Origin of the sequence: Micromonospora sp. NPDC005197 (assembly GCF_040608295.1) — a bacterium.
In the GTDB taxonomy this organism is placed as follows: Bacteria; Actinomycetota; Actinomycetes; order Mycobacteriales; family Micromonosporaceae; genus Micromonospora.
Map to the genome: position 1 here is coordinate 18651 of NZ_JBEXHY010000012.1, position 19458 is coordinate 38108.

Consider the following 19458-nt stretch of genomic DNA (forward strand, 5'->3'; position numbering starts at 1 on the left):
GGCTCAGCCGCGTTTCATGAGTCGGCCGACGGCCGCCATCATCTCGGTGGCCATCTCGTCGGCCCGGCCCTCGGCCGCCCCCTCGTGCATGCAGTGCCGGGCGTGCCCGTCGAGCAGGCCCAGGGCCACCTTGTCGAGCGCGGCCTGGATCGCGGAGATCTGGGTGAGGACGTCGATGCAGTAACGGTCGTCGTCGACCATCTTCTCGATGCCCCGGACCTGCCCCTCGACGCGGCGGAGCCGCGCGAGCAGCTGGTCCTTGCTGGCGGTGTAGCCGCGGATCGGCGTGGGTGCGGTCATGGCGACGAGGATAGCGTACCCCTGGGGGGTATAGGCTGGCAGGCGACGAAGGGAGAGATTCGATGGTCGACACGACGTTCCAGGTGCGGGGCATGACCTGCGGGCACTGCGTCAGCGCGGTCAGCGCCGAGGTGGGCGCCATCGCCGGGGTGCGCGACGTGCAGGTGGATCTCGCCACCGGCCGGGTCACCGTCACCAGCGAGCAACCCGTGGACGCGGAGTCCGTCCGGGCGGCGGTCGACGAGGCCGGTTACGACCTCGTCGAGGCGTGAGCGGGAAGCCCGGGATGAACACGGTGACCAGAATGGGCGGGTTCGCCCTCGGTCTCGCGGCGGTCTTCGGCGCGGCGTACGGGATCGGCCGGGTGGTCGACCCGGCCGCCCCGGTCGCCGAGAGTCGGCCCGACGGCGGCGTCGCCCACAGCTCGGGCCCCACCGCGCGCGACGAGGTGACCGACCGGACTCCCGGCGGTCTGCTCGTCTCCGACCGTGGCTACACGCTCGTTCCGGTCGCCGCTCCGGCCGGTGAGTTCGCCTTCCGGATCGGCGGGCCGGACGGCCGCCCGGTGATTGGGTACGACGTGGCACACGACAAGCGGATGCACCTGATCGTCGCCCGGCGGGACCTGTCCGGCTTCCGCCACGTGCACCCCGACCTCGCCCCGGACGGCACCTGGCGGGTCGACACCCCGCTGGACGGCCCGGGGCAGTGGCGGGCGTTCGCCGACTTCACGCCGACCGGGGGCGAGGCGCTGACCCTCGGGGTGGACGTGACCGTCCCCGGTGAGCTGACCGAACGGCCGCTGCCCGCCCCGGCCACCAGCACCACGGTCGACGGCTACACCGTCACCCTGGCCGGCGTGCCGCAGCCCGGCCGCACCTCGTCACTCACCCTGAGCGTCAGCCGCGACGGGCGACCGGTCACCGACCTGGAGCCCTACCTGGGCGCGTACGGGCACCTGGTGGCGCTGCGCCGGGGCGATCTCGCGTACCTGCACGTACACCCGGACGGAACACCCGGCGACGGGCGCACCCGGCCCGGTCCGGAGGTCACCTTCCTCGCCGAGGTGCCCTCGGCCGGCAGCTACCGGCTCTACCTCGACTTCCGGCACGGCGGGCGGGTGCACACCGCCGAGTTCACCGTCGTCGCCGGCACCGCCACGACCGGGGGCGACCCCACTCCGAGCGGGCCGGCGCCGACCGAGCACGGCACCCCCGGCCACGGGCACAACTGACGGGACCAGACGATGACCACCACCAGCAGACCACTGCCCGAGGCGCCGAACCGGATCGAGCTGGCCATCGGGGGAATGACCTGCGCCGCCTGCGCCGCCCGGATCGAGAAGAAGCTGAACCGGATGGACGGGGTGAGCGCCACCGTCAACTACGCCACCGAGAAGGCCACCGTCCGGTACGTCGACAGCGTCACCCCGGACGACCTGATCGACACGGTGCAGAAGACCGGCTACACGGCGGCCCTGCCGGCACCGCCGACGACCGAACAGCCGGTCGACCCGCTGCGGGGTCCGCGTACCCGTCTGTGGGTGTCGGCGGTGCTCAGCGTGCCGGTGGTCCTGCTGGCCATGGTGCCGCCCTGGCAGTTCGACTACTGGCAGTGGCTCTCGCTGACCCTCGCCGCCCCGGTGGTGGTCTGGGGCGGGCTGCCGTTCCACCGGGCCGCGTGGACCAACCTGCGGCACGGCGCCGCGACCATGGACACCCTGGTCTCGCTGGGCACCCTGGCCGCGTTCGGCTGGTCGCTCTGGGCGCTCTTCCTGGGCGACGCCGGCATGCCCGGGATGACGCATCCCTTCCGCTTCGCCATCACCCGCACCGACGGCGCCGGCAACATCTACCTGGAGGCGGCTGCCGGGGTGACCGTGTTCATCCTGGCCGGCCGCTACTTCGAGGCCCGATCCAAGCGGACCGCCGGGGCGGCCCTGCGCGCCCTTCTCGAACTCGGCGCCCGGGACGTGGCGGTGCTGCGCGACGGGGTGGAGACCCGAATCCCGGTGGACCGGCTCGTCGTCGGTGACCGGTTCGTGGTCCGCCCCGGCGAGAAGATCGCCACCGACGGGGTCGTCGACGAGGGCACGTCCGCCGTCGACGCCAGCATGCTGACCGGCGAGTCGGTGCCGGTCGAGGTCGGCCCGGGCGACGGCGTGGTCGGCGCCACGATCAACGCGGGCGGCCGGCTGGTCGTCACCGCCACCCGGGTCGGCGCGGACACCCAGCTCGCCCGGATGGCCGACCTCGTCGAGCAGGCGCAGAGCGGCAAGGCGGCCGTGCAGCGGCTGGCCGACCGGATCTCCGGTGTCTTCGTGCCGATCGTCATCACCCTCGCGGTGGGCACCCTCGGCTGGTGGCTCGGCACCGGAGCCGGTCCGACCACCGCGTTCACCGCCGCGGTGGCCGTGCTGATCATCGCCTGCCCGTGTGCCCTCGGCCTGGCCACGCCGACCGCGCTGCTGGTCGGCACCGGTCGCGGCGCCCAGCTCGGCGTGCTGATCAAGGGACCGGAGGTGCTGGAGTCCACCCGTCGCGTCGACACCGTCGTGCTGGACAAGACCGGAACCGTGACGACCGGCCGGATGACCCTGGTGGACGTCGTGCCGGCGAGCGGCGAGGACCGCGCCGAGCTGCTCCGGCTCGCCGGGGCCGTGGAGGCCGCCTCCGAGCACCCGATCGCCCGGGCCGTCGCCGCGGGCGCCGCCGAGGCCGGAGCGCTGCCCCCGGTTACCGGCTTCGCCAACCTCGAAGGGCTGGGCGTCACCGGCACGGTCGACGGTCGGACCGTGCTGGTCGGCCGGCTCCGGCTGCTGCGCGAGCGCGGTGTCGACGTACCGCCGGAGGTCGATCTGGCCGTGCGTGACGCGGAGGCCGCCGGGCGTACGGCGATCGTCGCCGGCTGGGACGGACGGGCGCGGGGCGTGCTCGCGGTCGCCGACGTGGTCCGGCCGACCAGCCGGACGGCCGTGGCCCGGCTGCGCGCCCTGGGGCTCACCCCGGTCCTGCTGACCGGGGACAACCCCACCGTGGCCGGGGCGGTCGCCGCCGAGGTGGGCATCGACGAGGTGATCGCCGAGGTGCTGCCCGCCGGCAAGGTCGACGTCGTCCGGCGGCTCCAGGCGCAGGGGCGGTCGGTGGCGATGGTCGGCGACGGGGTGAACGACGCGCCGGCGTTGGCCCAGGCAGATCTGGGGCTGGCGATGGGCACCGGCACCGACGTGGCGATCGAGGCGTCCGATCTCACCCTCGTCCGGGGCGACCTGGATGCGGCGGTGGACGCCATCCGGCTGTCCCGGCGCACGCTCGCCATCATCCGGGGCAACCTGTTCTGGGCCTTCGGCTACAACGTGGCGGCGCTGCCGCTGGCCGCCGCCGGCCTGCTCAACCCGATGATCGCCGGTGCCACCATGGCGCTGTCCTCGGTCTTCGTGGTGGCCAACAGCCTGCGTCTGCGCCGGTTCCGTTCGGCCGCCGATCGCGGATTGTGACGGCGGTGATGGTTGGGCGGTGGACTGCGGGGGTATTGCTGAGGTCGTAGCGACGCTCGCAATGGAGGTTGGCACATGGGTATCGATGACAAGATCAACAACGCCAGCGAGGACGCGGCCGGCAAGCTCAAGGAAGGCGCCGGTCGGGCCACCGACAACGAGCAGCTCGAGGCCGAGGGGCGCGCAGACCAGTCCACGGCCAAGCTCAAGCAGGCGGGCGAGAAGATCAAGGACGCTTTCAAGAGCTGACGTACGACGTAACCCGCACGCCGGGCCGGTGATCATTCACCGGCCCGGCGTGCTGTGTGTCCGGGCCCGTGAACCCTGAGATCCCCCCTGTGACGGCCGGCCCGCCAGCCGGGCGGCTCTCAGCTCCAGGTAGCGCTGCTCGGGCAGGCTCGTCGTGCCGCGTGCCGCCGCCAGGTACGCCTCCCGTGCCGCGCCCGGCTCCCCGGCCAGCTCCAGCAGGTGCGCCCGGACCGCGGCGAGCCGGTGGTGCCCGGCCATCCGCTCGTCGGCGTGAAGCGGGGTGAGCAGGGCGAGCCCCGCCCGCGGCCCGTCCACCATGGCCACGGCCACCGCCTGGTTGAGCGTGACCATCGGGTTCGGAGCGATCCGGGCCAGCAGCCGGTAGAGCGCCACGATCTGCGGCCAGTCCGTCTCCGCCGCCGTCGGCGCCTCGGCGTGCACCGCCGCGATCGCCGCCTGGAGCTGGTACGGGCCGGGCGGCGACCAGGTCAGCGCCTCGGTGACCAGGGCGACTCCCTCCGCGATGGCTCCGCCGTCCCATCGGGTGCGGTCCTGCTCGGTCAGCGGCACCAACTCGCCGTCCTCGCCGACCCGGGCCGCCCGGTGCGCGTCGGTGAGCAGCATCAGCGCCAGCAGCCCGGTCACCTCACCGTCGTCGGGCAGCAGCCCGTGCAGGACGCGGGCCAGCCGGATCGCCTCGCCGGTCAGCTCGGCCCGTCGCAGGTCCGGTCCGCTGGACGCGGTGTACCCCTCGTTGAAGATCAGGTAGAGCACCCGGAGCACGGTCCGCAGCCGCTCGCCGCGCTCACCCGGCCCGGGCATCAGGAACCGGGCCCCGGCGGCCTCGATCCGCTGCTTGGCCCGCCGGATCCGCTGGCTCATCGTCGCCTCGGGCAGCAGGTGTGCCCGGGCGATCTGGGCGGTGCTGAGCCCGCCGACCGCCCGCAGGGTCAGCGCCACCTGCGCCGAGGGCGCCAGCGCCGGATGGCAGCAGAGGAAGAGCAGGGTGAGGGTGTCGTCCGCGTCCACCACTGCCGGCTCCGCGTCGGCCGCCGGCGCCACCTGGGCGTACGCCGGCTCGCGCAGCGCCACCGCCACCTCGCGGTCCCGGCGGGCGCTCTCGCTGCGCCACTCGTCGGTGAGCCGGCGGGTGGCCACGGTGAGCAACCATGCGCGCGGGTTGTCCGGTACGCCCTGCCCGGGCCACTGCGTCGCGGCGGCGAGCAACGCCTCCTGGACCGCGTCCTCGCACCTGTCGAACTGGCCGTGCCGGCGGACCAGCAGGCCGAGGACCTGCGGCGCGAGCGTGCGCAGCAGATCCTCGACCGTCCGGTCGTCGGTCACATCTCCGTCCCGGCCTGCTCCATGATCGGGCGGACCTCCATCGCCCCGCCGAAGCGCACGTCCGGCCACCGGGCGGCGATCTCGGCGGCCCGCTGCGGGCTGTCGCAGTCGACGGTCAGGTAGCCGGCGAACTGCTCCTTGCTCTCCATGAACGGCCCGTCGACGATTTCCGGGTGACCGCCGGCGAGCCGGACCGTCTGCGTCTGCGACGGGTTGGCCAGCGCCTGGCCGTCGACCAGCTCGCCGCTCTCGGTCAGCTCCTTTATGATCTCGTCCACCTCGCCGAACAGGGCGTTACGGTCCTCTTCGGTCAACTCCTCGGTGAAGCCGGGCCGGTTCCAGATCAGCAGCATGTACTTCACGGCGATGCTCCTCGCTTGGCTGGCCGCCTCCCGGTTTGGGCGCGGCTCACCGGAGGGTCGGAGCCGAGACCCCGTTCCCTACCGCGTACCGAAGAAAATCGCAGAAAGACTCTCCGGCGGTGGTCCCACGCCGTGCGGATCAGGGTCGGCCCGGCACCTGTCGAGGCCGCTGGCCGCCGCCGAGGTCGAGCGCGGCACGGTCGGCGGCCGAGGTGCCGGACGACCAGCCCTCGGCGTCGCGGACGCTGAGCCGGTGTCGGGTGACGCCCGGAAAGAGGGCGCCCAGCCGCTCCTGGACCGCCTCGCCACGGGCGGCGAGCACCGGTAGCAGACGCTCCGGCCCGGCCGTCTCGGCAGCCGCCTGGTCGGCCGCCTCGGTGGCCGCGCGCAGCCGCTCACCGATCCGCAGCGCGAACGCGTTGAGGAAGGACTCGTCCCACACCTTCGTCCGCCGGCCCGACCCCGGCCGGCGCTCGGTGCGCCCGCGCAGCATCGCGGCGGTGGCCTGCACCAGCAGCGAGGTGTAGAGCAGCTCCACCGCCACGAGGTCCGCCGGCCACCCCAGCACGGTGGTGAAACCGAGGTCGTCGGACCAGACCGCCTCGCACCGGTTCGCCGCCGCCACCTCCTGCACCAGCAGCGCCTTCGCCCCGGCGTACGGGGTCTCGGTGCCCAGCCGGACCCCGCCCGGCACATCGCCGGGCTCCGCCCCGGCGGCCAGCAACGCCTCGTCGATGCTGTGCCGGGCGATCAGCTCCTGCGCCTTCCCCGTCAACGCCTCCGCCTCGGCCGGGAAGGTGGTCGACTCGGCCTTCGCGAGCAGCGCGCGTACCCGGTCCAGCATCGGCGACCCGCTGCGGACCGTACCGGCGGTGCGGGGGATCGTCGCCCCGGTCGAGCCGGGCGGCGGGCGTAGCACCGCGATCGGCGGCAGGCTCTCCACCAGCGCGAGCACGTCGACCGCGGCGCGGAGAGCGTCGGCCCGGTCCAGTCCCTCCGCGGCGGTCCAGGCGGCCAGCAGGTCGTCGCCGTCGTCCCGGCCCTCGGCGGCCAGAGCACGTAGCTGGTCGTCCCACCAGTCGGGGACCGGCCCGGCCTGCTCGCGTCGCTGAGCGGCCAGCGCGTCCCGGACCAGCCGGGCCGCCCGTGCGTCGAGCCGCCGCGCGGTGATCCGGTGCACGTCGACCGGCTGCCAGCCGCGTGGCCAGAGCTGCCCGAGGCCACGGACCAGCCGACGCCGCAGGGCCGCGTCCACCGCCGTGGCGCCGTCCGCCGCGCCGGTGCCGACCATCAGCCGGTCCAGCTGCCGTTCGGCCTGTCGTACGTCGGTGCCGCGCACCGCCGCGAGCGCGTCGGCGACGAGTTCGTCCGCGTCCGGCACAGGCACCTCCTTCGGTCTCCGCTGCCGGCGAGGCATCCGGCCGCCCCACCCAATGATCATGCCGGCACGGCTTCGGCGGGCATGACTCGGCCAGTTTGGGGTAGTTCGGCGGTGACCCGGGCGGATGCGAGGTGTGTGGTGGTCGGTTCGAGCCTGCCGCGGGGGCGTCCCGTCGCCGCGCCGGACCGCCGGTCGTCCACGCTCGCGGGCGTCCTGATCGGGGTCGCGATCATGGCCGCCGTGGACGAGATCGTCTTCCACCAGTTGCTGGCCTGGCACCACTTCTACGACCGGTCCACCCCGTCGGTGGCGCTGCTCTCGGACGGGCTGCTGCACGCCGCTGAGGTGATCGCCCTGGTCGGTGGGTTCTTCTGGTTCGCCGATCTGCGCCGACGGCTGGCCCTGTCACCCCGGCTGGTCTGGGGTGGCTTCCTGCTCGGCGCCGGAGGATTCCAGCTCTTCGACGGGCTGGTCGACCACAAGGTGCTCCGGGTGCACCAGATCCGCTACGGCGTCCACCTGGTGCCGTACGACGTGGTGTGGAACGTGGGCGGCGCGGTCCTGCTGCTGGCCGGCGCGGCGCTGGTCTGGCGGACGCGGTCCCGCCGACCGGATGACGGCCCCCGGTGACGGCAGTCGCTCCGGGCCCGGCGGCGGTGGTGCCATGGGCGCACGGGGGCCACCCGGCGGACGGGCCGGGCTGGTTGCCGCTGCTCCCGGTCGCGGTGCTGGCCGTCGGCTACCTGCTGGCCGCCGTACGCGACCCGCGAGGCTGGGACCATCGGCGTACTCTCGCCTGGCTGGCCGGCTGCACCGTGCTGGCGGTCGCGGTCGGGCCGCTGGCCCACCTCTCGGACGACCCGCGCGGGCACATGGCGCAGCACCTGCTGCTCGGCATGTTGGCACCGCTCGGGCTGGTCCTCGGCGCCCCGGTGACGCTGCTGCTGCACGTCGCGCCCACCTCGACGCGTCGGCGGGTGGGCCGGCTGCTGCGCGCCCGCGCGCTGCACCTGATCGCCCACCCGGTCACCGCCGCGCTGCTGAGCACGGGTGGGCTGGCGCTGGTGCTGCTCACCCCGCTGTACGCGACGGCGGAACGCCAGCCAGCCCTGCACCACGGCGTACACCTGCACTACCTGGGCGCGGGCTACCTGTTCGCCTGGTCGCTGGCCGGGCCGGACCCCGCGCCCCGCCGCCCCGGGCTGGCCGTGCGGGTCGGCGCGCTGCTCGGCGCGTCGGCTGGCCACGCCGCGCTCGCCAAGTACCTCTACGCGCAGGCCGGCACCCTGCCCCCGGGGCTGACCGACCCGGACGCCGCGGCGTTCGGATCGGCCGCCCACCTCATGTACTACGGCGGCGACGTCGCGGAGCTGCTGCTGGCGGTGGCACTCTTCGCAACCTGGTACCACCGCTCCCGCCCACCCCTGGTGAACAGGAGTTTCGCGTCACGACACCGCGATGCCGTGACGCGAACCTCTTGATCAACTCTGTGCGGGCGGGGCCGCCAGGGCGGCGGAGAGCCGCCGGAAGAACGCGCGGATGTCGTCCTCGCTGTGGTGCGTCTCGGCCTGGTCGTTCAGCGGGCCCGAGTAGAGCAGCGCCTGCTCCAGCGCGTCCCGCGTCTCGGCCCGGCCACCCGGGTAGAGCCCGGCGGCCACCCCGTCGGCGACCCGGGTCACCACCGAATCGTCGAGCGACCTGTCGAACTGGACCCCGTAGAGGATCCCGTTGACGTGGCCCTTCCAACTGTCCGTACCCATGCTCGTCGACTCCCCTAGAAGATCCGGCCGCCATCCCAGCCCAGAATCGGAACCCCGTTGACGCCGTTGCGCTTGAACTCGGCGTCGAGATTGGCCATGTGGCTGGGGTCGGGCTGGTAATGACCGCTGCGCGCCGTGGCGTACTGGACCCTACCGTCCTTGACGACCAGCTCGCCGGCCGCGGCGACCGGGTTTCCGTTGCCCAGAGTGGAGTGGTGGAAGTCGCCGACCTTCTGGTAGTTGGACGCGTAGAGGTTGCCGTTGCGGTCCATCACGAAGATCGCTTGACCGTTTCCGCTGAATACGGTCTGCGCGCTCGACGTGTCGAACGGCTCGCCGTTGCGCGCGCTGCGCAGCACGCCGTTGCTGTCGAAGAAGACCCGGTGCTGTTCCAGCTCCTCGGGGCTGAGCCGGCGCACGGCCGTCGGAAAGTGCCCTCCGGGCAGATGCTCGTTGCGGTACTTGTCGAGCATCGGCTTGGTGTTGGAGTAGCGCGGGGTGGTGTGCGGGCCGGGCACGCCGGGCCGCTTCGGGCCGCCGCGCTTCGCGCCCTTTCGGGTGAAGCGGCGCAGCAGTGTCTTCGCGCGCTTCAACAACTGCGGGATGATCTCCTTGACGACCTTCTCGATGACCTCCTTGATGACCCGCTGGATCGCCATCCGGGCCAGGCCGATCGAGACGGGGATCTGGGCCAGCGAGGCGCCGAAGCTGGGTGCCGCCGCCGCCAACGCGATCGCCACCTGAATGACCAGGATCGTCAACTGGACGATCACGATGATCTTCTGCGTCAGGGTGATGATGGCCATCACCAGCAACGCCATGCCGATCAGCTCGGCCGCCTGCGCGCCGTCCTCCATGCGGCGCGGCGCACCCTCCTCGTCCTGCCACGCCTGCTCGAACGCCCGGATGTCGTCGCCGCTGTTGGTCGTGCTGACCTGCGCCGCGCCCGCCTGGGCCTCCCCGACCGCCGTCTGCAGCCGGCCGGCGAACGCGAACCACATCTGGGACGCCTCGAACAGCAACTCCTCGTCGGCTGTCGGCCAGGTGAAGCCGACCCAGCCCAGCGCCTCGGCGAGCTCAGGAGGAAGCTGCATACCCACTGGGCAGCTCCATCCTCGTGAAGAGTTCCGCGTTGGCGAGGTCGGTCGCCTCGTGCGCGTCGGCACCGAGGTCGAGGTTCTCGGCGGCCTCCAACAACTGGTCGGCCATCGACCGGTACACGTCGAGCGCATGCGTCAGGACCTCGACGTACACGGCCCCGAAGAGGGAGCCCGCCTCGTCGGCGCCCCAGGGATTACCCGCTCCGTTCACCGTCGACTCGAGACCGCTGACCGCCTCGCCGAGCTGCTGGCCGGTTGTCGCGATCGACGCGGCTGCGGCGTGCAGAGCGTCGACGTCCACCTGAATTCCGTCGGACATGGCTCAGCGACGATCCATCCGGCGGGTGGCCGCGTCCAGGTCACCGATCATCTGTTGGAAGCCACGGAACGCCTGCTCGGAGACCCGTTCGAGCTGCTGGGTGAGGGCCGTGCTGTCGACCTGGGCCCCGGCCGTCAGGTCGGCCCGGCGGGCGCGCTCGTCGGCCTGTGCCGCCTGGACCGCCTCCAGGACGTACTCGGCGATCGTGCTCGTGCCGGCCCGGGACAGGCTCGGGTCGATCACCAGCGTCTGCAGGGCGCCGAACGCGGAGACCTCCGCCTCGACGAGACCGTCACCGCCGGTGCCCCGCCCTACCATCTGCTCGGCGTCCGGCGCGGGCCCGTCGCCGTCACCCGGCTGCGCCGTGACAGCACCCGTTGCCTGGCTCAGCAGGCGCATCGCCTCTTCGAGCGAGCTGCTCAGGCCGGACGGATCAATCCCGCTCGCCATGCACGTCCCCCCACGTCCGCAGTCCACCGTCGGTGCACGACCGTATCAATGCGGCACCCGCACGGCTGCCCCGGAAGTCGGCTGTGGATCACTCCCAGGTGGACAGAATGTCCTCGACCGGCGCGACGTCGCGCCCCGGATCGGGCGCCGGGGCGGGCGGGCCAGCCGGCGTACGGTCGAAGCGGGGTGCCGGCGCCGGTTGGATCTCGCCGTCGACCTCGACGAACGTCCCCCGGGCCGCGTTGTGCGGGTGCCGGTGCGCCTCATTCGGGGCCAGCACGGGGGCGACGCAGGCGTCCAGGTCGGCGAAGACCGCCGTCCACTCGTCCCGGGTCCGCTCGGCGAACCGTTCGGTGAACCGCCTCCGCAGCTCGTCCCAGCCGCTCGGGTCGTACTGGTCGGGCAGCTCCGCCTCGTCGGCCAGGCCGAGACCTGCCAGCAGTACGGCGTAGAAGGCCGGCTCCAGCGCCCCGACGGCCATGAAGCCGCCATCGGCGGTGGCGTACGTGTCGTAGAAGGGCGCTCCTCCGTCGAGCAGGTTCCGCCCGCGCGGGGCGGCCCACAGGCCGGTGCCGAGCAGCCCGTGCAGGAACGAGGTGAGCAGCGCCGATCCGTCCACCATGGCCGCGTCGACGACCTGGCCGACGCCGGAGCGTTCCCGCTCCAGCAGCGCCGCCAGCACACCTACGGCCAGCAACATGCCGCCGCCGGCGAAGTCACCGATCAGGTTCAGCGGCGCGTGTGGGCGTGCGTCGGCTCGACCCAGTGGCTCCAGCGCCCCGGCGACCGCGATGTAGTCGATGTCGTGGCCGGCCCGAGCCGCCAGCGGGCCGTCCTGGCCCCAGCCGGTCATCCGCGCGTACACCAGCCGGGGGTTGCGGGCCTGGCAGACGTCCGGGCCGAAGCCGAGCCGCTCGGCGACCCCCGGCCGGTACGCCTCGACGAGCACGTCCGCCCGTTCGATGAGGCGCAGCAGGTCGGCCACACCGGCCGGGGACTTCAGGTCCAGCGCGGTGACCCGCCGGCCGCGCTGCAACGGTCCACCGGTCGGCGCGGCGAGGCGCCCGTCTCCCGGGCCGCCCGGCCGGTCGACGCGTACCACGTCCGCCCCGAGGTCGGCGAGCACCATGCAGCCGAACGGGGCCGGCGCGAGGCTGGCCAGCTCGACCACCCGCACCCCGGCCAGCGGCCCGCCGCGCGCCGCCGTCACGCGACGCCAACCGGCTCAGCGAGCCGGTCCGCCAGGTCGACGGGAGGCGTGAACCGGTCGCCGTACCGTTCGGCCAGCTCGGCGGCGCGGGCCGCGAAACCGGCCGGGCCGCCCGCGTACTGCCGGACGTAGCGGATCACGCCGCCCGTCCAGGCGGGGAAGCCGATGCCGAAGATCGAGCCGATGTTGGCGTCGGTCTCGGTACGCAGCACCCCCTCGTCGAGGCAGCGCAGCGCGTCCAGCGCCTCGGCGAAGAGCATCCGTTCCTGGAGGTCGGTGAACGGCACCGCCTGGCCGGCGTCGGTGACCAGGTCGGCGAGGCCTGTCCACAATCGACCCCGGACGCCGTCGTCGTAGGAGTAGAAGCCGCGTCCGGCGGCGCGGCCCGGCCGGTCGTACGCGTCGACCAGCTCGTCGACGAGCCGGTGCGCGGGCAGCGGCAGGTACTCCTCGCTGGCCGCCTCGAACTGGCGGCGGATCCGCTGGATCAGGGTGAGGCTCACCTCGTCGGCCAGCGCGAGGGGCCCGGTCGGGTAGCCGGCCTGCAACGCGGCCTGTTCCACCGACGCGGCCGGTACGCCGTCGGCGACCATGCCGACCGCCTCGTCGATGAACCGGCCGATGACGCGGCTGGTGAAGAAGCCCCGGCCGTCGTTGACCACGATCGGGGTCTTGCCGATCCGCCGGCCCAGGTCGAACGCGCGGGCCAGGGCGGCGTCCCCGGTCCGTTCGCCCACCACGATTTCCAGCAGCGGCATCCGGTCCACCGGCGAGAAGAAGTGCATGCCGATGAAGTCGGCCGGCCGGTCCACGCCGGCGGCCAGCTGAGTGATCGGCAGGGTGGAGGTGTTGGAGGCGAGCAGCGCGCCCGGCGCGAGCACCGGCAGCACCTCGGCGAAGACGGCCTGCTTCAGGGCCGGGTCCTCGAAGACCGCCTCGATGACGGCGTCGCAGCCGGCGAGCGCGTCCACCTGGTCGGTGGTGGTGATCCGGTCCAGCACCGCGCGGGCGTCGGCTTCCGTGGCGCGGCCCTTGCGGACCCGGCGGGCCAGCAGTCGTTCGGCGTGCTCCCGGGCCCGCCCCGCGGCCTCCGGCGACACGTCCCGGACCACCACGTCGAGGCCGGCGCTGGCGCAGGCGTACGCGATGCCCGCGCCCATCATGCCGGCGCCGAGCACCGCCACCCGCCGCACCGGCGGGACGTCCACGGCTGGTCGGGCGGCGCCGCCGTTGACGGCCTTGAGGTCGAAGAAGAACGCGCCGATCATGTTCTTGGCGACCTGCCCGGTGAGCAGGCCGATCAGGTGTCGGGTCTCCACAGTGAACGCGGTGTCCAGGTCGACCTGTGCGCCCTCGACGGCGGTGGCCAGGATCGCCTCGGGCGCGGGCAGCCGGGCGCCCTTGAGCTGCTTGCGCAGGGTGGCCGGGAAGGCGGGCAGCTGCGCGGCCAGCGAACGGCTGGCCGGGGTGCCACCGGGCATCCGATAGTCCGGCCGGTCCCACGGCTGCTTCGGGTGCGGGTTGGCAGCGATCCAGGCCCGCGCGCGATCCAGCATCTCCGCCTCGGTGGCGACGACCTCGTCGACGATCCCGGCGGCCAGGGCGTCGGCCGGACGCATCCGCCGGCCGGTGAGCAGCACCGTGGTCAGCGCCCCGGCCAGGCCGAGCATCCGCACCGTCCGGGTGACGCCGCCGGCCCCGGGCAGCAGACCCAGGGTCACCTCGGGCAGCCCGAGCCGCGAGTCGGGCGCGTCCAGCGCGATGCGGTGGTGGCAGGCGAGGGCGATCTCCAGGCCGCCGCCGAGCGCGGAGCCGTTGACCGCCGCGACGACCGGTCGGCCCAGCGTCTCCAGTCGGCGCAGGTCCCGCTTGATGGTGCCGAGCAGGTCCGCCAGCGCGGGCGCGTCGGCGCGGGTGGCGCGGATCATCTCGGGCAGGTCGCCGCCGGCGAAGAACGTCGACTTCGCGCTGGTCACGATGACGCCAGCGAGATCGTCCTCGGCCTCCAGCCGGTCCAGCACCGCGCTCATCGATGCCGCGTACGCCCGGTTCATGGTGTTGGCGGACTGGTCGGGGTCGTCCAGGGTGAGCGTGACGATGCCGTCGGCGCTGCGGTCGTACCGGATGGTGGTGGTCATTGGTCTTGTCCCCCGGGTCAGCAGCGCTCGAGAACGGTGGCGACGCCCATGCCGCCGCCGATGCAGAGGGTCACCACGGCGCGGCGCAGGTCGCGGCGCTCCAACTCGTCCAACGCCGTGCCGAGCAACATGGCTCCGGTGGCGCCCAGCGGGTGGCCGAGAGCGATCGCGCCGCCGTTGACGTTCACGCGGTCCGGGTCGAGGCCCAGGTCGCGGACGTACTTGAGGACCACGGCCGCGAACGCCTCGTTGATCTCGAACAGGTCGATGTCGTCGAGGGTCAGCCCGGCGACGGCGAGCGCCTTGTGGGTGGCCGGGATCGGGCCGGTCAGCATGAGCGTCGGGTCGGCGCCGGTGACGGCCGCGCCGACGATCCGGGCGCGCGGGGTGAGGCCGAGGTCCTGCCCGACCTGCTCCGAACCGATCAGCACCAGCGCCGCGCCGTCCACGATGCCGGACGAGTTACCGGCGTGGTGGACGTGCTCGATGGCCTCCAGCCAGTGGAACTTCTGCAACGCGACCGCGTCGAAGCCCGCGGCCTCGCCCATGGTGGCGAAGGACGGGGTGAGCCGGGCCAGTGCCTCCCGGGTCGTCTCCGGGCGGGGGTGCTCGTCGACCGTCAGGATGTCCAGCCCGTTGCCGTCGCGGACCGGCACGACCGAGCGGGCGAAGTGCCCACCGGCCCACGCCTTGGCGGCCCGCTCCTGTGACCGCAGCGCGTAGCCGTCCACGTCGTCGCGGGTGAACCCCTCCAGGGTGGCGATCAGGTCGGCGCTGACGCCCTGCGGCACGAACGACGTGGCCAGCGCGGTCTGCGGGTCGGTGGCCCAGGCGGCGCCGTCGGAGCCCATCGGCACCCGGGACATCGACTCGACCCCGCCGGCGAGCAGCAGGTGCTCCCAGCCGGAGCGGATGCGCGCGGCGGCGGAGTTGACCGCCTCCAGCCCGGAGGCGCAGAACCGGTTGAGCTGCACCCCGCCCACCTCGTCGGGCAGCCCGGCCAGCAGCGCGGCGGCCCGCGCCAGGTCGCCGCCCTGCTCGCCGACGGGGGTGACGATGCCGAGCAGCAAGTCCTCCAACCGGCCCACGTCCAGGCCGGGGTTGCGCTCGCGCAGCGCGTCGATCAGGCCGACCACCAGCGAGATCGGCTTGACCCCGTGCAGCGCGCCGGTGTCCCGGCCGCGTCCGCGCGGGGTGCGGACCGCGTCATAGACGTACGCCTCAGAGGGCACGGGCGATCAACTCCTTCATGATCTCGTTGGTGCCGCCGTAGATCTTCTGGACGCGGGCGTCGGCGTACATCCGGGCGATCGGGTACTCCGTCGTGTAGCCGTAACCGCCGAACAGTTGCAGGCACCGGTCGATGACCTCGCACTGCCCGTCGGTGAGCCACGACTTCGCCATCGCGGCCGTGGCGACGTCCAGGTCGCCACGGGTGTGCCGGACGATGCAGTCGTCCAGGAAGACCCGGCTGACCCGGGTGCGGGTGGCGCACTCGGCGAGCACCATCCGGGTGTTCTGGTGCCCCATCAGGGTCTTGCCGAAGGCGGTGCGCTCCTTGGCGTACGCCACGGTCAGCTCGACCGCGCGTTCCATCGCGGCCACCGCGCCGACGCCGATGACCAGCCGTTCCTGCGGAAGTTGCTGCATGAGTTGGATGAAGCCCAGCCCCTCGGCACCGCCGAGCAGGTTGGCCGCCGGCACCCGGAACTCGTCGAAGAACAGCTCGGCGGTGTCGTTGGCGTGCAGCCCGATCTTGGACAGCAGCCGGCCCCGGCGGAAGCCCTCCGGGTCGCCGCCCACCTCGCACACCAGCAGCGAGACGCCGGCTGCCCGCTGCTCGGGGTCGGTCTTCACGGCCACCAGAATCAGGTCGGCCAGGCCGCCGTTGGTGATGAACGTCTTCGCGCCGGTGACCAGGTAGTCGTCGCCGTCGCGGACCGCCCGCGTGCGCATCGCCTGGAGGTCCGAGCCGCCGTCGGGCTCGGTCATCGCGATCGCGCCGACCAGCTCACCGCTGCACAGGCCGGGCAGCCACCGTCGCTTCTGCTCCTCGCTGCCGTACGCGACGAGATAGCCCGTCACGATGCCACTGTGGACGGCCAGCCCGAGGCTGCTCTCCCCGGTGTACGCCTGCTCGTGCAGCAGCACTGCCTCGTGGGTGAACCCGCCGCCTCCGCCGCCGTACTCCTCGGGGACCGACAGGCCGAGCAACCCCAGCTCACCGGCACGCCGGTAGTGCTCGCGGTCCGGGTGCCCCTGGGCCAGCAGGCGGTCCGTGTGCGGCAGCACCTCCTTGGTGAAGAAGGTGCGGGCCAGGTCGGCGAGGTCGTCGTGCTCAGGTTCGCGCCAGGGCGAGGGGGAGCCATCGAGCGTCGGCATGTGCACCACCCTCGCGCGCTGTTGGCGGCATGTCAATAAGTCTGGATCAGCAGCCGGGCACAGGCTTCCGGGTCGTCCGCGAAGGGCAGATGTCCGCAGCCCGCCAGCGGCACGTGCCGGGCCGCCGGCAGCGCCGCGCGGGCCCGCCGGGCCTGACTGGGGTACGGCAACACGAGATCGCGCGTACCCCAGGCGACCGTCACGGGGATGTCGTCGAGCGCGCCGGCCGTCCCTCGACGGAGCTGCCATCCGGCGAACGCGGCGCGGGCCACCGCGAAGCCGGGCGCGTCAGCCAGTGCCGCCGCCGAGTCGACGCACTCGTCGGGGTCGAGGTGACCCGGGTGGCCGTAGAACAGGCCGCAGAACGCCACCCGCCCGGCCCGGCTCGCCAGCAGCCGGGGCAGCGCCGGCCGCAGCCCGCCAGCCGCCGACCGGGCTCCGCCGACCGCCAGTTGACACCAGCGTCGCCCGACCGGCCCCCAGAACCCGATGGGCGAGAACGCGGTCACCGAGTGGGCCAGCCCGCGTCGCCCCAACTCCAACGCGATGCCGCCACCGAGCGAGTTGCCGGCAACGGCGGGCCGGCGCACGCCCAGCGCGTCCAGGAACGCGGCGACCCGATCGGCCAGGTGCTCCACCGACCCGGGGGCCGCCTGCGCCAGCGGCTCGGGTGGCGTCGGCGGCTTCGGCGGCTTTGATGGCTCCGACGGCTTCGGTGGCTCGGGCCACGGTGGTGAGGCGCCGAAGCCGGGCAGGTCCAGCGCGATCACGTCGCGGTGTCGGGCCACCTCGTCGAGCACCGGTTCCCACACCTGCCACCGACTACCGATGCCGTGGATGAGCACCAGCGGCGGTCCATCACCACGCCGCGAGTGAGCGAGCCAGTCCGGGTCCCCACGGTGCATCCACCCACCCTCACACGCCGGGGCTCACATTCAATTCCTGCCGATGGGCGAGGATCGTGCCATGAGTGCCACACCGCCGGCTCTGCTCGACGGAGCCCGGGTCACGATGTTCGCCAATCTGGGACGAGAGCAGTCGCCAACCGGTGCGACGCGCCACTCCGTCGGCAACTTCGCTGACGTGGTCGTACGCCTCGCGATCGCCTGCTACGACGGCGATACCGACCGCTACCTCTTCTACTGCAACCGGAAGTGGGAGGTTGTGGCAGACACGTGTCATCCGACGGAGAGGGAGGCCGTCGCCCAGGCGGAGTTCGAGTTCCGGGGCGTGACGTTTCTGCGAGTGCCGCCGAGCGAACCTGGTGACCCGACGGCGTGAGGCGGCCGTCCCGAGCAGATCCGCGGGTGCGTGAAGGTGGCGCCGCGTGACCTACTCCGGCTCGTCGCCATCGGTAGGGCGCGGTGGGCGGTGCTCGGCGATCCACGCCTCCACGTCGGCGCGCAGCCAGACCGTGGTGCCATGCAGCCGTTGAAACGGCGCGGGGAAGGTCGGATAGCGGATGAGCTGACGCATCCGGGTCCGGCTCACGCCGCCGAGCAACTCCTGTAGCTCGTGCGGGCCGACCAGCGGACCCGGGACCTCACCCATCACTCGACGGTAGGGCGATCAGGAATGCCGAATTGCGTCTACCTACTTGCGCAGCCCGTTCGAGTGGGCGAGGGTAGAGCCACGACAAGAAAGATGACGAGAGGGGCTGGCCGATGGATCAGGCGACGGAGTTGGCGTGGCTTCGGGAGCGGGTCGGGGGATTGGAGACGGCGCTGCACTGCGCACGGAGAGAGTTGTTCGATCTCCGTTGTCGGCTGACGTTGATCGGTCGGGTCGTCCAGGACATCGACCGGGTGCAGCGAGCCCCGGGCGTCGCAGTGGGTGCGATCAATGCGGCGCTCTACGCCGAGACGTCCAACCTGCGGCATCTCGGCCGGCACCTGATCCGGCGTCAGCGCGGAATTCAGTGATCACTTGATGCTCAGCAGCTCAGGAACGGCGCTGATAACTGGTGAGCATCAAGTGATCAAGGTGAGGGTGGCGGCTTGCTAGTTGCGGGCCGACTCACGTCGTGCCGAGGCCGCCAGCCGCTCGGCGAGTGCGACGACGCGGTCGCGGAGCTCGTCCGGGCGTTCGATGACGAACGGCAGGTCGAGCGCGGCGAGCACGCCGGGCAACCAGTCGAGGCTCTCTGCCCGGATCTCCACGTCCTGCCAGCCTTCGTCCGCACCCTCTCGCACCTCGGCGATGCTGGCCGGTAGTCGTCTGCGGATCTGCTCGGCTGTTCCTTGTATCCGCAGCGACACCGCATGCTGGTACGGCGCTTGTGCCATCGAGGTGAGAAGGCGCCCGGCCGGATCGTTTCCGGCGGGCGGCTCGAACGAGCCCGGCAGCGGTCTCGCGTCCGCGATGCGGTCGAGTCGAAGGGTGCGGTCCTCGCCGATCTCCGGATCGACCCCGGTGACATACCACCGGCCGGCATGGTTGACCAGCCCGAACGGATGCAGCACGCGGACGCTACGCCTGCCGTCGCCCGAGGTGTAGTGCAGCGAGATCGGCCGGTGATGGCGGACCGCCTCGGCGACGGCGAGTAGTACCTCGGTCTGCGGTGCAGGGAAGTTACCGGGTTCGGCGGTGAAGGCAAGGGACTGGAGTGCGGCGTCCAGCCGGTCCGCGGTCCGCGACGGTAGGACGCGGCGGATCTTCGCGGCGGCTGTTTCGCCCGCCGCGCCTGTTGCCGTCGCCAACCCGGCACGGCGGCCGGCGATCAGGCCGAGTAGGACGGCCAAGGCTTCGTCGTCGCTGAGCATCAGCGGCGGCAGTCGATAGCCGGCGGCGAGCCGATACCCGCCGTAGCGACCGCGCACCGACTCCACCGGCAGGTCCAGGTCGACCAGATGACTCACGTAGCGCCGCACCGTGCGCGGTTCGACACCAAGGCGCTCGGCAAGCTCGGCCATCGTCCGGACGCCGCCGGACTGCAGGAGCTCCAGCAGTGCGAGCACCTGGGCTGTC

Annotated in this window: 23 protein-coding genes; 8 read left to right on the forward strand and 15 right to left on the reverse strand. The window is 72.8% G+C overall.

Going from position 1 to position 19458, the window contains the following annotated elements:
* Nucleotides 1-3 precede the first annotated feature (3 nt).
* Nucleotides 4-300, reverse strand: coding sequence for a metal-sensitive transcriptional regulator (locus ABZU46_RS07145; RefSeq protein WP_030329541.1), 297 nt, complete (start codon nucleotides 298-300; stop codon nucleotides 4-6).
* A 62-nt stretch (nucleotides 301-362) separates the two neighbouring features.
* Here ABZU46_RS07145 and ABZU46_RS07150 point away from each other — a divergent pair, with 62 nt between their 5' ends.
* The 4 genes from ABZU46_RS07150 to ABZU46_RS07165 all read left to right on the forward strand — a co-directional run bounded on the left by ABZU46_RS07150 (nucleotide 363) and on the right by ABZU46_RS07165 (nucleotide 4045).
* Complete coding sequence (locus ABZU46_RS07150; protein WP_354855548.1) at nucleotides 363-572, forward strand: copper ion binding protein; 210 nt, start codon at nucleotides 363-365, stop codon at nucleotides 570-572.
* 14 nt (nucleotides 573-586) lie between these two features.
* Nucleotides 587-1534: a hypothetical protein gene (locus tag ABZU46_RS07155; RefSeq protein WP_354855608.1), complete on the forward strand. Its 948-nt coding sequence runs from the start codon at nucleotides 587-589 to the stop codon at nucleotides 1532-1534.
* A gap of 12 nt (nucleotides 1535-1546) precedes the next feature.
* Complete coding sequence (locus ABZU46_RS07160; RefSeq protein ID WP_354855549.1) at nucleotides 1547-3796, forward strand: heavy metal translocating P-type ATPase; 2250 nt, start codon at nucleotides 1547-1549, stop codon at nucleotides 3794-3796.
* A 75-nt stretch (nucleotides 3797-3871) separates the two neighbouring features.
* On the forward strand, nucleotides 3872-4045 hold the full coding sequence (locus ABZU46_RS07165; RefSeq protein WP_139583988.1) for a CsbD family protein: 174 nt from the start codon (nucleotides 3872-3874) through the stop codon (nucleotides 4043-4045).
* A gap of 36 nt (nucleotides 4046-4081) precedes the next feature.
* Here ABZU46_RS07165 and ABZU46_RS07170 read toward each other — a convergent pair whose 3' ends face one another.
* From ABZU46_RS07170 to ABZU46_RS07180, 3 genes are all read right to left on the reverse strand, one after another.
* Nucleotides 4082-5389, reverse strand: coding sequence for a DUF6596 domain-containing protein (locus ABZU46_RS07170; protein WP_354855550.1), 1308 nt, complete (start codon nucleotides 5387-5389; stop codon nucleotides 4082-4084).
* Complete coding sequence (locus tag ABZU46_RS07175; RefSeq protein WP_354855609.1) at nucleotides 5386-5742, reverse strand: YciI family protein; 357 nt, start codon at nucleotides 5740-5742, stop codon at nucleotides 5386-5388. Before ABZU46_RS07175 ends, ABZU46_RS07170 begins: the two co-directional genes overlap by 4 nt.
* A gap of 148 nt (nucleotides 5743-5890) precedes the next feature.
* Entirely contained in the window at nucleotides 5891-7132 is a 1242-nt protein-coding gene (locus ABZU46_RS07180) for a DUF2786 domain-containing protein (protein WP_354855551.1), read from the reverse strand.
* Between the two features lie 138 nt (nucleotides 7133-7270).
* On the opposite strand from ABZU46_RS07180, the gene ABZU46_RS07185 reads away from it, so the two are divergent.
* Together ABZU46_RS07185 and ABZU46_RS07190 are read left to right on the forward strand one after the other, a co-directional pair.
* Nucleotides 7271-7762: a DUF2243 domain-containing protein gene (locus ABZU46_RS07185; RefSeq protein WP_354855552.1), complete on the forward strand. Its 492-nt coding sequence runs from the start codon at nucleotides 7271-7273 to the stop codon at nucleotides 7760-7762.
* Nucleotides 7759-8613 carry a cytochrome c oxidase assembly protein gene (locus ABZU46_RS07190; protein WP_354855553.1) on the forward strand — a complete coding sequence of 285 codons (855 nt, stop codon included), beginning with the start codon at nucleotides 7759-7761 and terminating at the stop codon, nucleotides 8611-8613. Before ABZU46_RS07185 ends, ABZU46_RS07190 begins: the two co-directional genes overlap by 4 nt.
* Here ABZU46_RS07190 and ABZU46_RS07195 read toward each other — a convergent pair whose 3' ends face one another.
* The 9 genes from ABZU46_RS07195 to ABZU46_RS07235 form a co-directional block, all read right to left on the reverse strand.
* Nucleotides 8614-8892 (reverse strand): hypothetical protein, encoded by a 279-nt coding sequence (locus ABZU46_RS07195; protein ID WP_354855554.1) that lies wholly within the window; start codon nucleotides 8890-8892, stop codon nucleotides 8614-8616.
* Nucleotides 8893-8906: 14 nt separating this feature from the next.
* The gene (locus ABZU46_RS07200; RefSeq protein WP_354855555.1) at nucleotides 8907-9986 is read right to left on the reverse strand and encodes a hypothetical protein; all 1080 of its coding nucleotides are present in this window, start codon (nucleotides 9984-9986) and stop codon (nucleotides 8907-8909) included.
* Nucleotides 9970-10311, reverse strand: a complete 342-nt coding sequence (locus ABZU46_RS07205; protein WP_354855556.1) for a hypothetical protein — start codon at nucleotides 10309-10311, stop codon at nucleotides 9970-9972. The genes ABZU46_RS07200 and ABZU46_RS07205 overlap by 17 nt, the downstream gene beginning before the upstream one ends.
* Nucleotides 10312-10314: 3 nt before the next feature.
* Nucleotides 10315-10761, reverse strand: coding sequence for a YbaB/EbfC family nucleoid-associated protein (locus ABZU46_RS07210; protein ID WP_354855557.1), 447 nt, complete (start codon nucleotides 10759-10761; stop codon nucleotides 10315-10317).
* Between the two features lie 88 nt (nucleotides 10762-10849).
* On the reverse strand, nucleotides 10850-11971 hold the full coding sequence (locus ABZU46_RS07215; RefSeq protein WP_354855558.1) for a CaiB/BaiF CoA-transferase family protein: 1122 nt from the start codon (nucleotides 11969-11971) through the stop codon (nucleotides 10850-10852).
* Complete coding sequence (locus ABZU46_RS07220; protein WP_354855559.1) at nucleotides 11968-14109, reverse strand: 3-hydroxyacyl-CoA dehydrogenase NAD-binding domain-containing protein; 2142 nt, start codon at nucleotides 14107-14109, stop codon at nucleotides 11968-11970. Before ABZU46_RS07220 ends, ABZU46_RS07215 begins: the two co-directional genes overlap by 4 nt.
* A 17-nt stretch (nucleotides 14110-14126) precedes the next feature.
* Nucleotides 14127-15341 carry an acetyl-CoA C-acetyltransferase gene (locus tag ABZU46_RS07225; RefSeq protein ID WP_354855560.1) on the reverse strand — a complete coding sequence of 405 codons (1215 nt, stop codon included), beginning with the start codon at nucleotides 15339-15341 and terminating at the stop codon, nucleotides 14127-14129.
* Complete coding sequence (locus tag ABZU46_RS07230) at nucleotides 15331-16491, reverse strand: acyl-CoA dehydrogenase family protein (protein ID WP_354855561.1); 1161 nt, start codon at nucleotides 16489-16491, stop codon at nucleotides 15331-15333. Before ABZU46_RS07230 ends, ABZU46_RS07225 begins: the two co-directional genes overlap by 11 nt.
* 32 nt (nucleotides 16492-16523) lie before the next feature.
* Complete coding sequence (locus ABZU46_RS07235; protein ID WP_354855562.1) at nucleotides 16524-17396, reverse strand: alpha/beta fold hydrolase; 873 nt, start codon at nucleotides 17394-17396, stop codon at nucleotides 16524-16526.
* A 61-nt stretch (nucleotides 17397-17457) separates the two neighbouring features.
* Between ABZU46_RS07235 and ABZU46_RS07240 the strand changes: the two genes are divergently transcribed.
* Nucleotides 17458-17772: a hypothetical protein gene (locus ABZU46_RS07240; RefSeq protein WP_354855563.1), complete on the forward strand. Its 315-nt coding sequence runs from the start codon at nucleotides 17458-17460 to the stop codon at nucleotides 17770-17772.
* Nucleotides 17773-17823: 51 nt separating this feature from the next.
* Here ABZU46_RS07240 and ABZU46_RS07245 read toward each other — a convergent pair whose 3' ends face one another.
* A complete protein-coding gene (locus ABZU46_RS07245; RefSeq protein WP_354855564.1) occupies nucleotides 17824-18042 on the reverse strand; it encodes a hypothetical protein in 219 nt (72 codons plus the stop codon).
* 113 nt (nucleotides 18043-18155) lie between these two features.
* Here ABZU46_RS07245 and ABZU46_RS07250 point away from each other — a divergent pair, with 113 nt between their 5' ends.
* On the forward strand, nucleotides 18156-18413 hold the full coding sequence (locus ABZU46_RS07250) for a hypothetical protein (protein ID WP_354855565.1): 258 nt from the start codon (nucleotides 18156-18158) through the stop codon (nucleotides 18411-18413).
* A gap of 78 nt (nucleotides 18414-18491) precedes the next feature.
* On the opposite strand, the gene ABZU46_RS07255 is transcribed toward ABZU46_RS07250, so the two are convergent.
* Nucleotides 18492-19448, reverse strand: coding sequence for a YafY family protein (locus ABZU46_RS07255; protein WP_354855566.1), 957 nt, complete (start codon nucleotides 19446-19448; stop codon nucleotides 18492-18494).
* Nucleotides 19449-19458: the final 10 nt, after the last annotated feature.

Excerpts from the sequence above, each read along its gene's own strand:
- ABZU46_RS07145 (WP_030329541.1), bottom strand. The coding sequence starts at position 300 with ATGACCGCACCCACGCCGATCCGCGGCTACACCGCCAGCAAGGACCAG.
- ABZU46_RS07150 (WP_354855548.1), top strand. The coding sequence starts at position 363 with ATGGTCGACACGACGTTCCAGGTGCGGGGCATGACCTGCGGGCACTGC.
- ABZU46_RS07155 (WP_354855608.1), top strand. The coding sequence starts at position 587 with ATGAACACGGTGACCAGAATGGGCGGGTTCGCCCTCGGTCTCGCGGCG.
- ABZU46_RS07160 (WP_354855549.1), top strand. The coding sequence starts at position 1,547 with ATGACCACCACCAGCAGACCACTGCCCGAGGCGCCGAACCGGATCGAG.
- ABZU46_RS07165 (WP_139583988.1), top strand. The coding sequence starts at position 3,872 with ATGGGTATCGATGACAAGATCAACAACGCCAGCGAGGACGCGGCCGGC.
- ABZU46_RS07175 (WP_354855609.1), bottom strand. The coding sequence starts at position 5,742 with ATGCTGCTGATCTGGAACCGGCCCGGCTTCACCGAGGAGTTGACCGAA.
- ABZU46_RS07195 (WP_354855554.1), bottom strand. The coding sequence starts at position 8,892 with ATGGGTACGGACAGTTGGAAGGGCCACGTCAACGGGATCCTCTACGGG.
- ABZU46_RS07200 (WP_354855555.1), bottom strand. The coding sequence starts at position 9,986 with ATGCAGCTTCCTCCTGAGCTCGCCGAGGCGCTGGGCTGGGTCGGCTTC.
- ABZU46_RS07205 (WP_354855556.1), bottom strand. The coding sequence starts at position 10,311 with ATGTCCGACGGAATTCAGGTGGACGTCGACGCTCTGCACGCCGCAGCC.
- ABZU46_RS07210 (WP_354855557.1), bottom strand. The coding sequence starts at position 10,761 with ATGGCGAGCGGGATTGATCCGTCCGGCCTGAGCAGCTCGCTCGAAGAG.
- ABZU46_RS07220 (WP_354855559.1), bottom strand. The coding sequence starts at position 14,109 with ATGACCACCACCATCCGGTACGACCGCAGCGCCGACGGCATCGTCACG.
- ABZU46_RS07230 (WP_354855561.1), bottom strand. The coding sequence starts at position 16,491 with ATGCCGACGCTCGATGGCTCCCCCTCGCCCTGGCGCGAACCTGAGCAC.
- ABZU46_RS07235 (WP_354855562.1), bottom strand. The coding sequence starts at position 17,396 with ATGCACCGTGGGGACCCGGACTGGCTCGCTCACTCGCGGCGTGGTGAT.
- ABZU46_RS07240 (WP_354855563.1), top strand. The coding sequence starts at position 17,458 with ATGAGTGCCACACCGCCGGCTCTGCTCGACGGAGCCCGGGTCACGATG.
- ABZU46_RS07245 (WP_354855564.1), bottom strand. The coding sequence starts at position 18,042 with ATGGGTGAGGTCCCGGGTCCGCTGGTCGGCCCGCACGAGCTACAGGAG.
- ABZU46_RS07250 (WP_354855565.1), top strand. The coding sequence starts at position 18,156 with ATGGATCAGGCGACGGAGTTGGCGTGGCTTCGGGAGCGGGTCGGGGGA.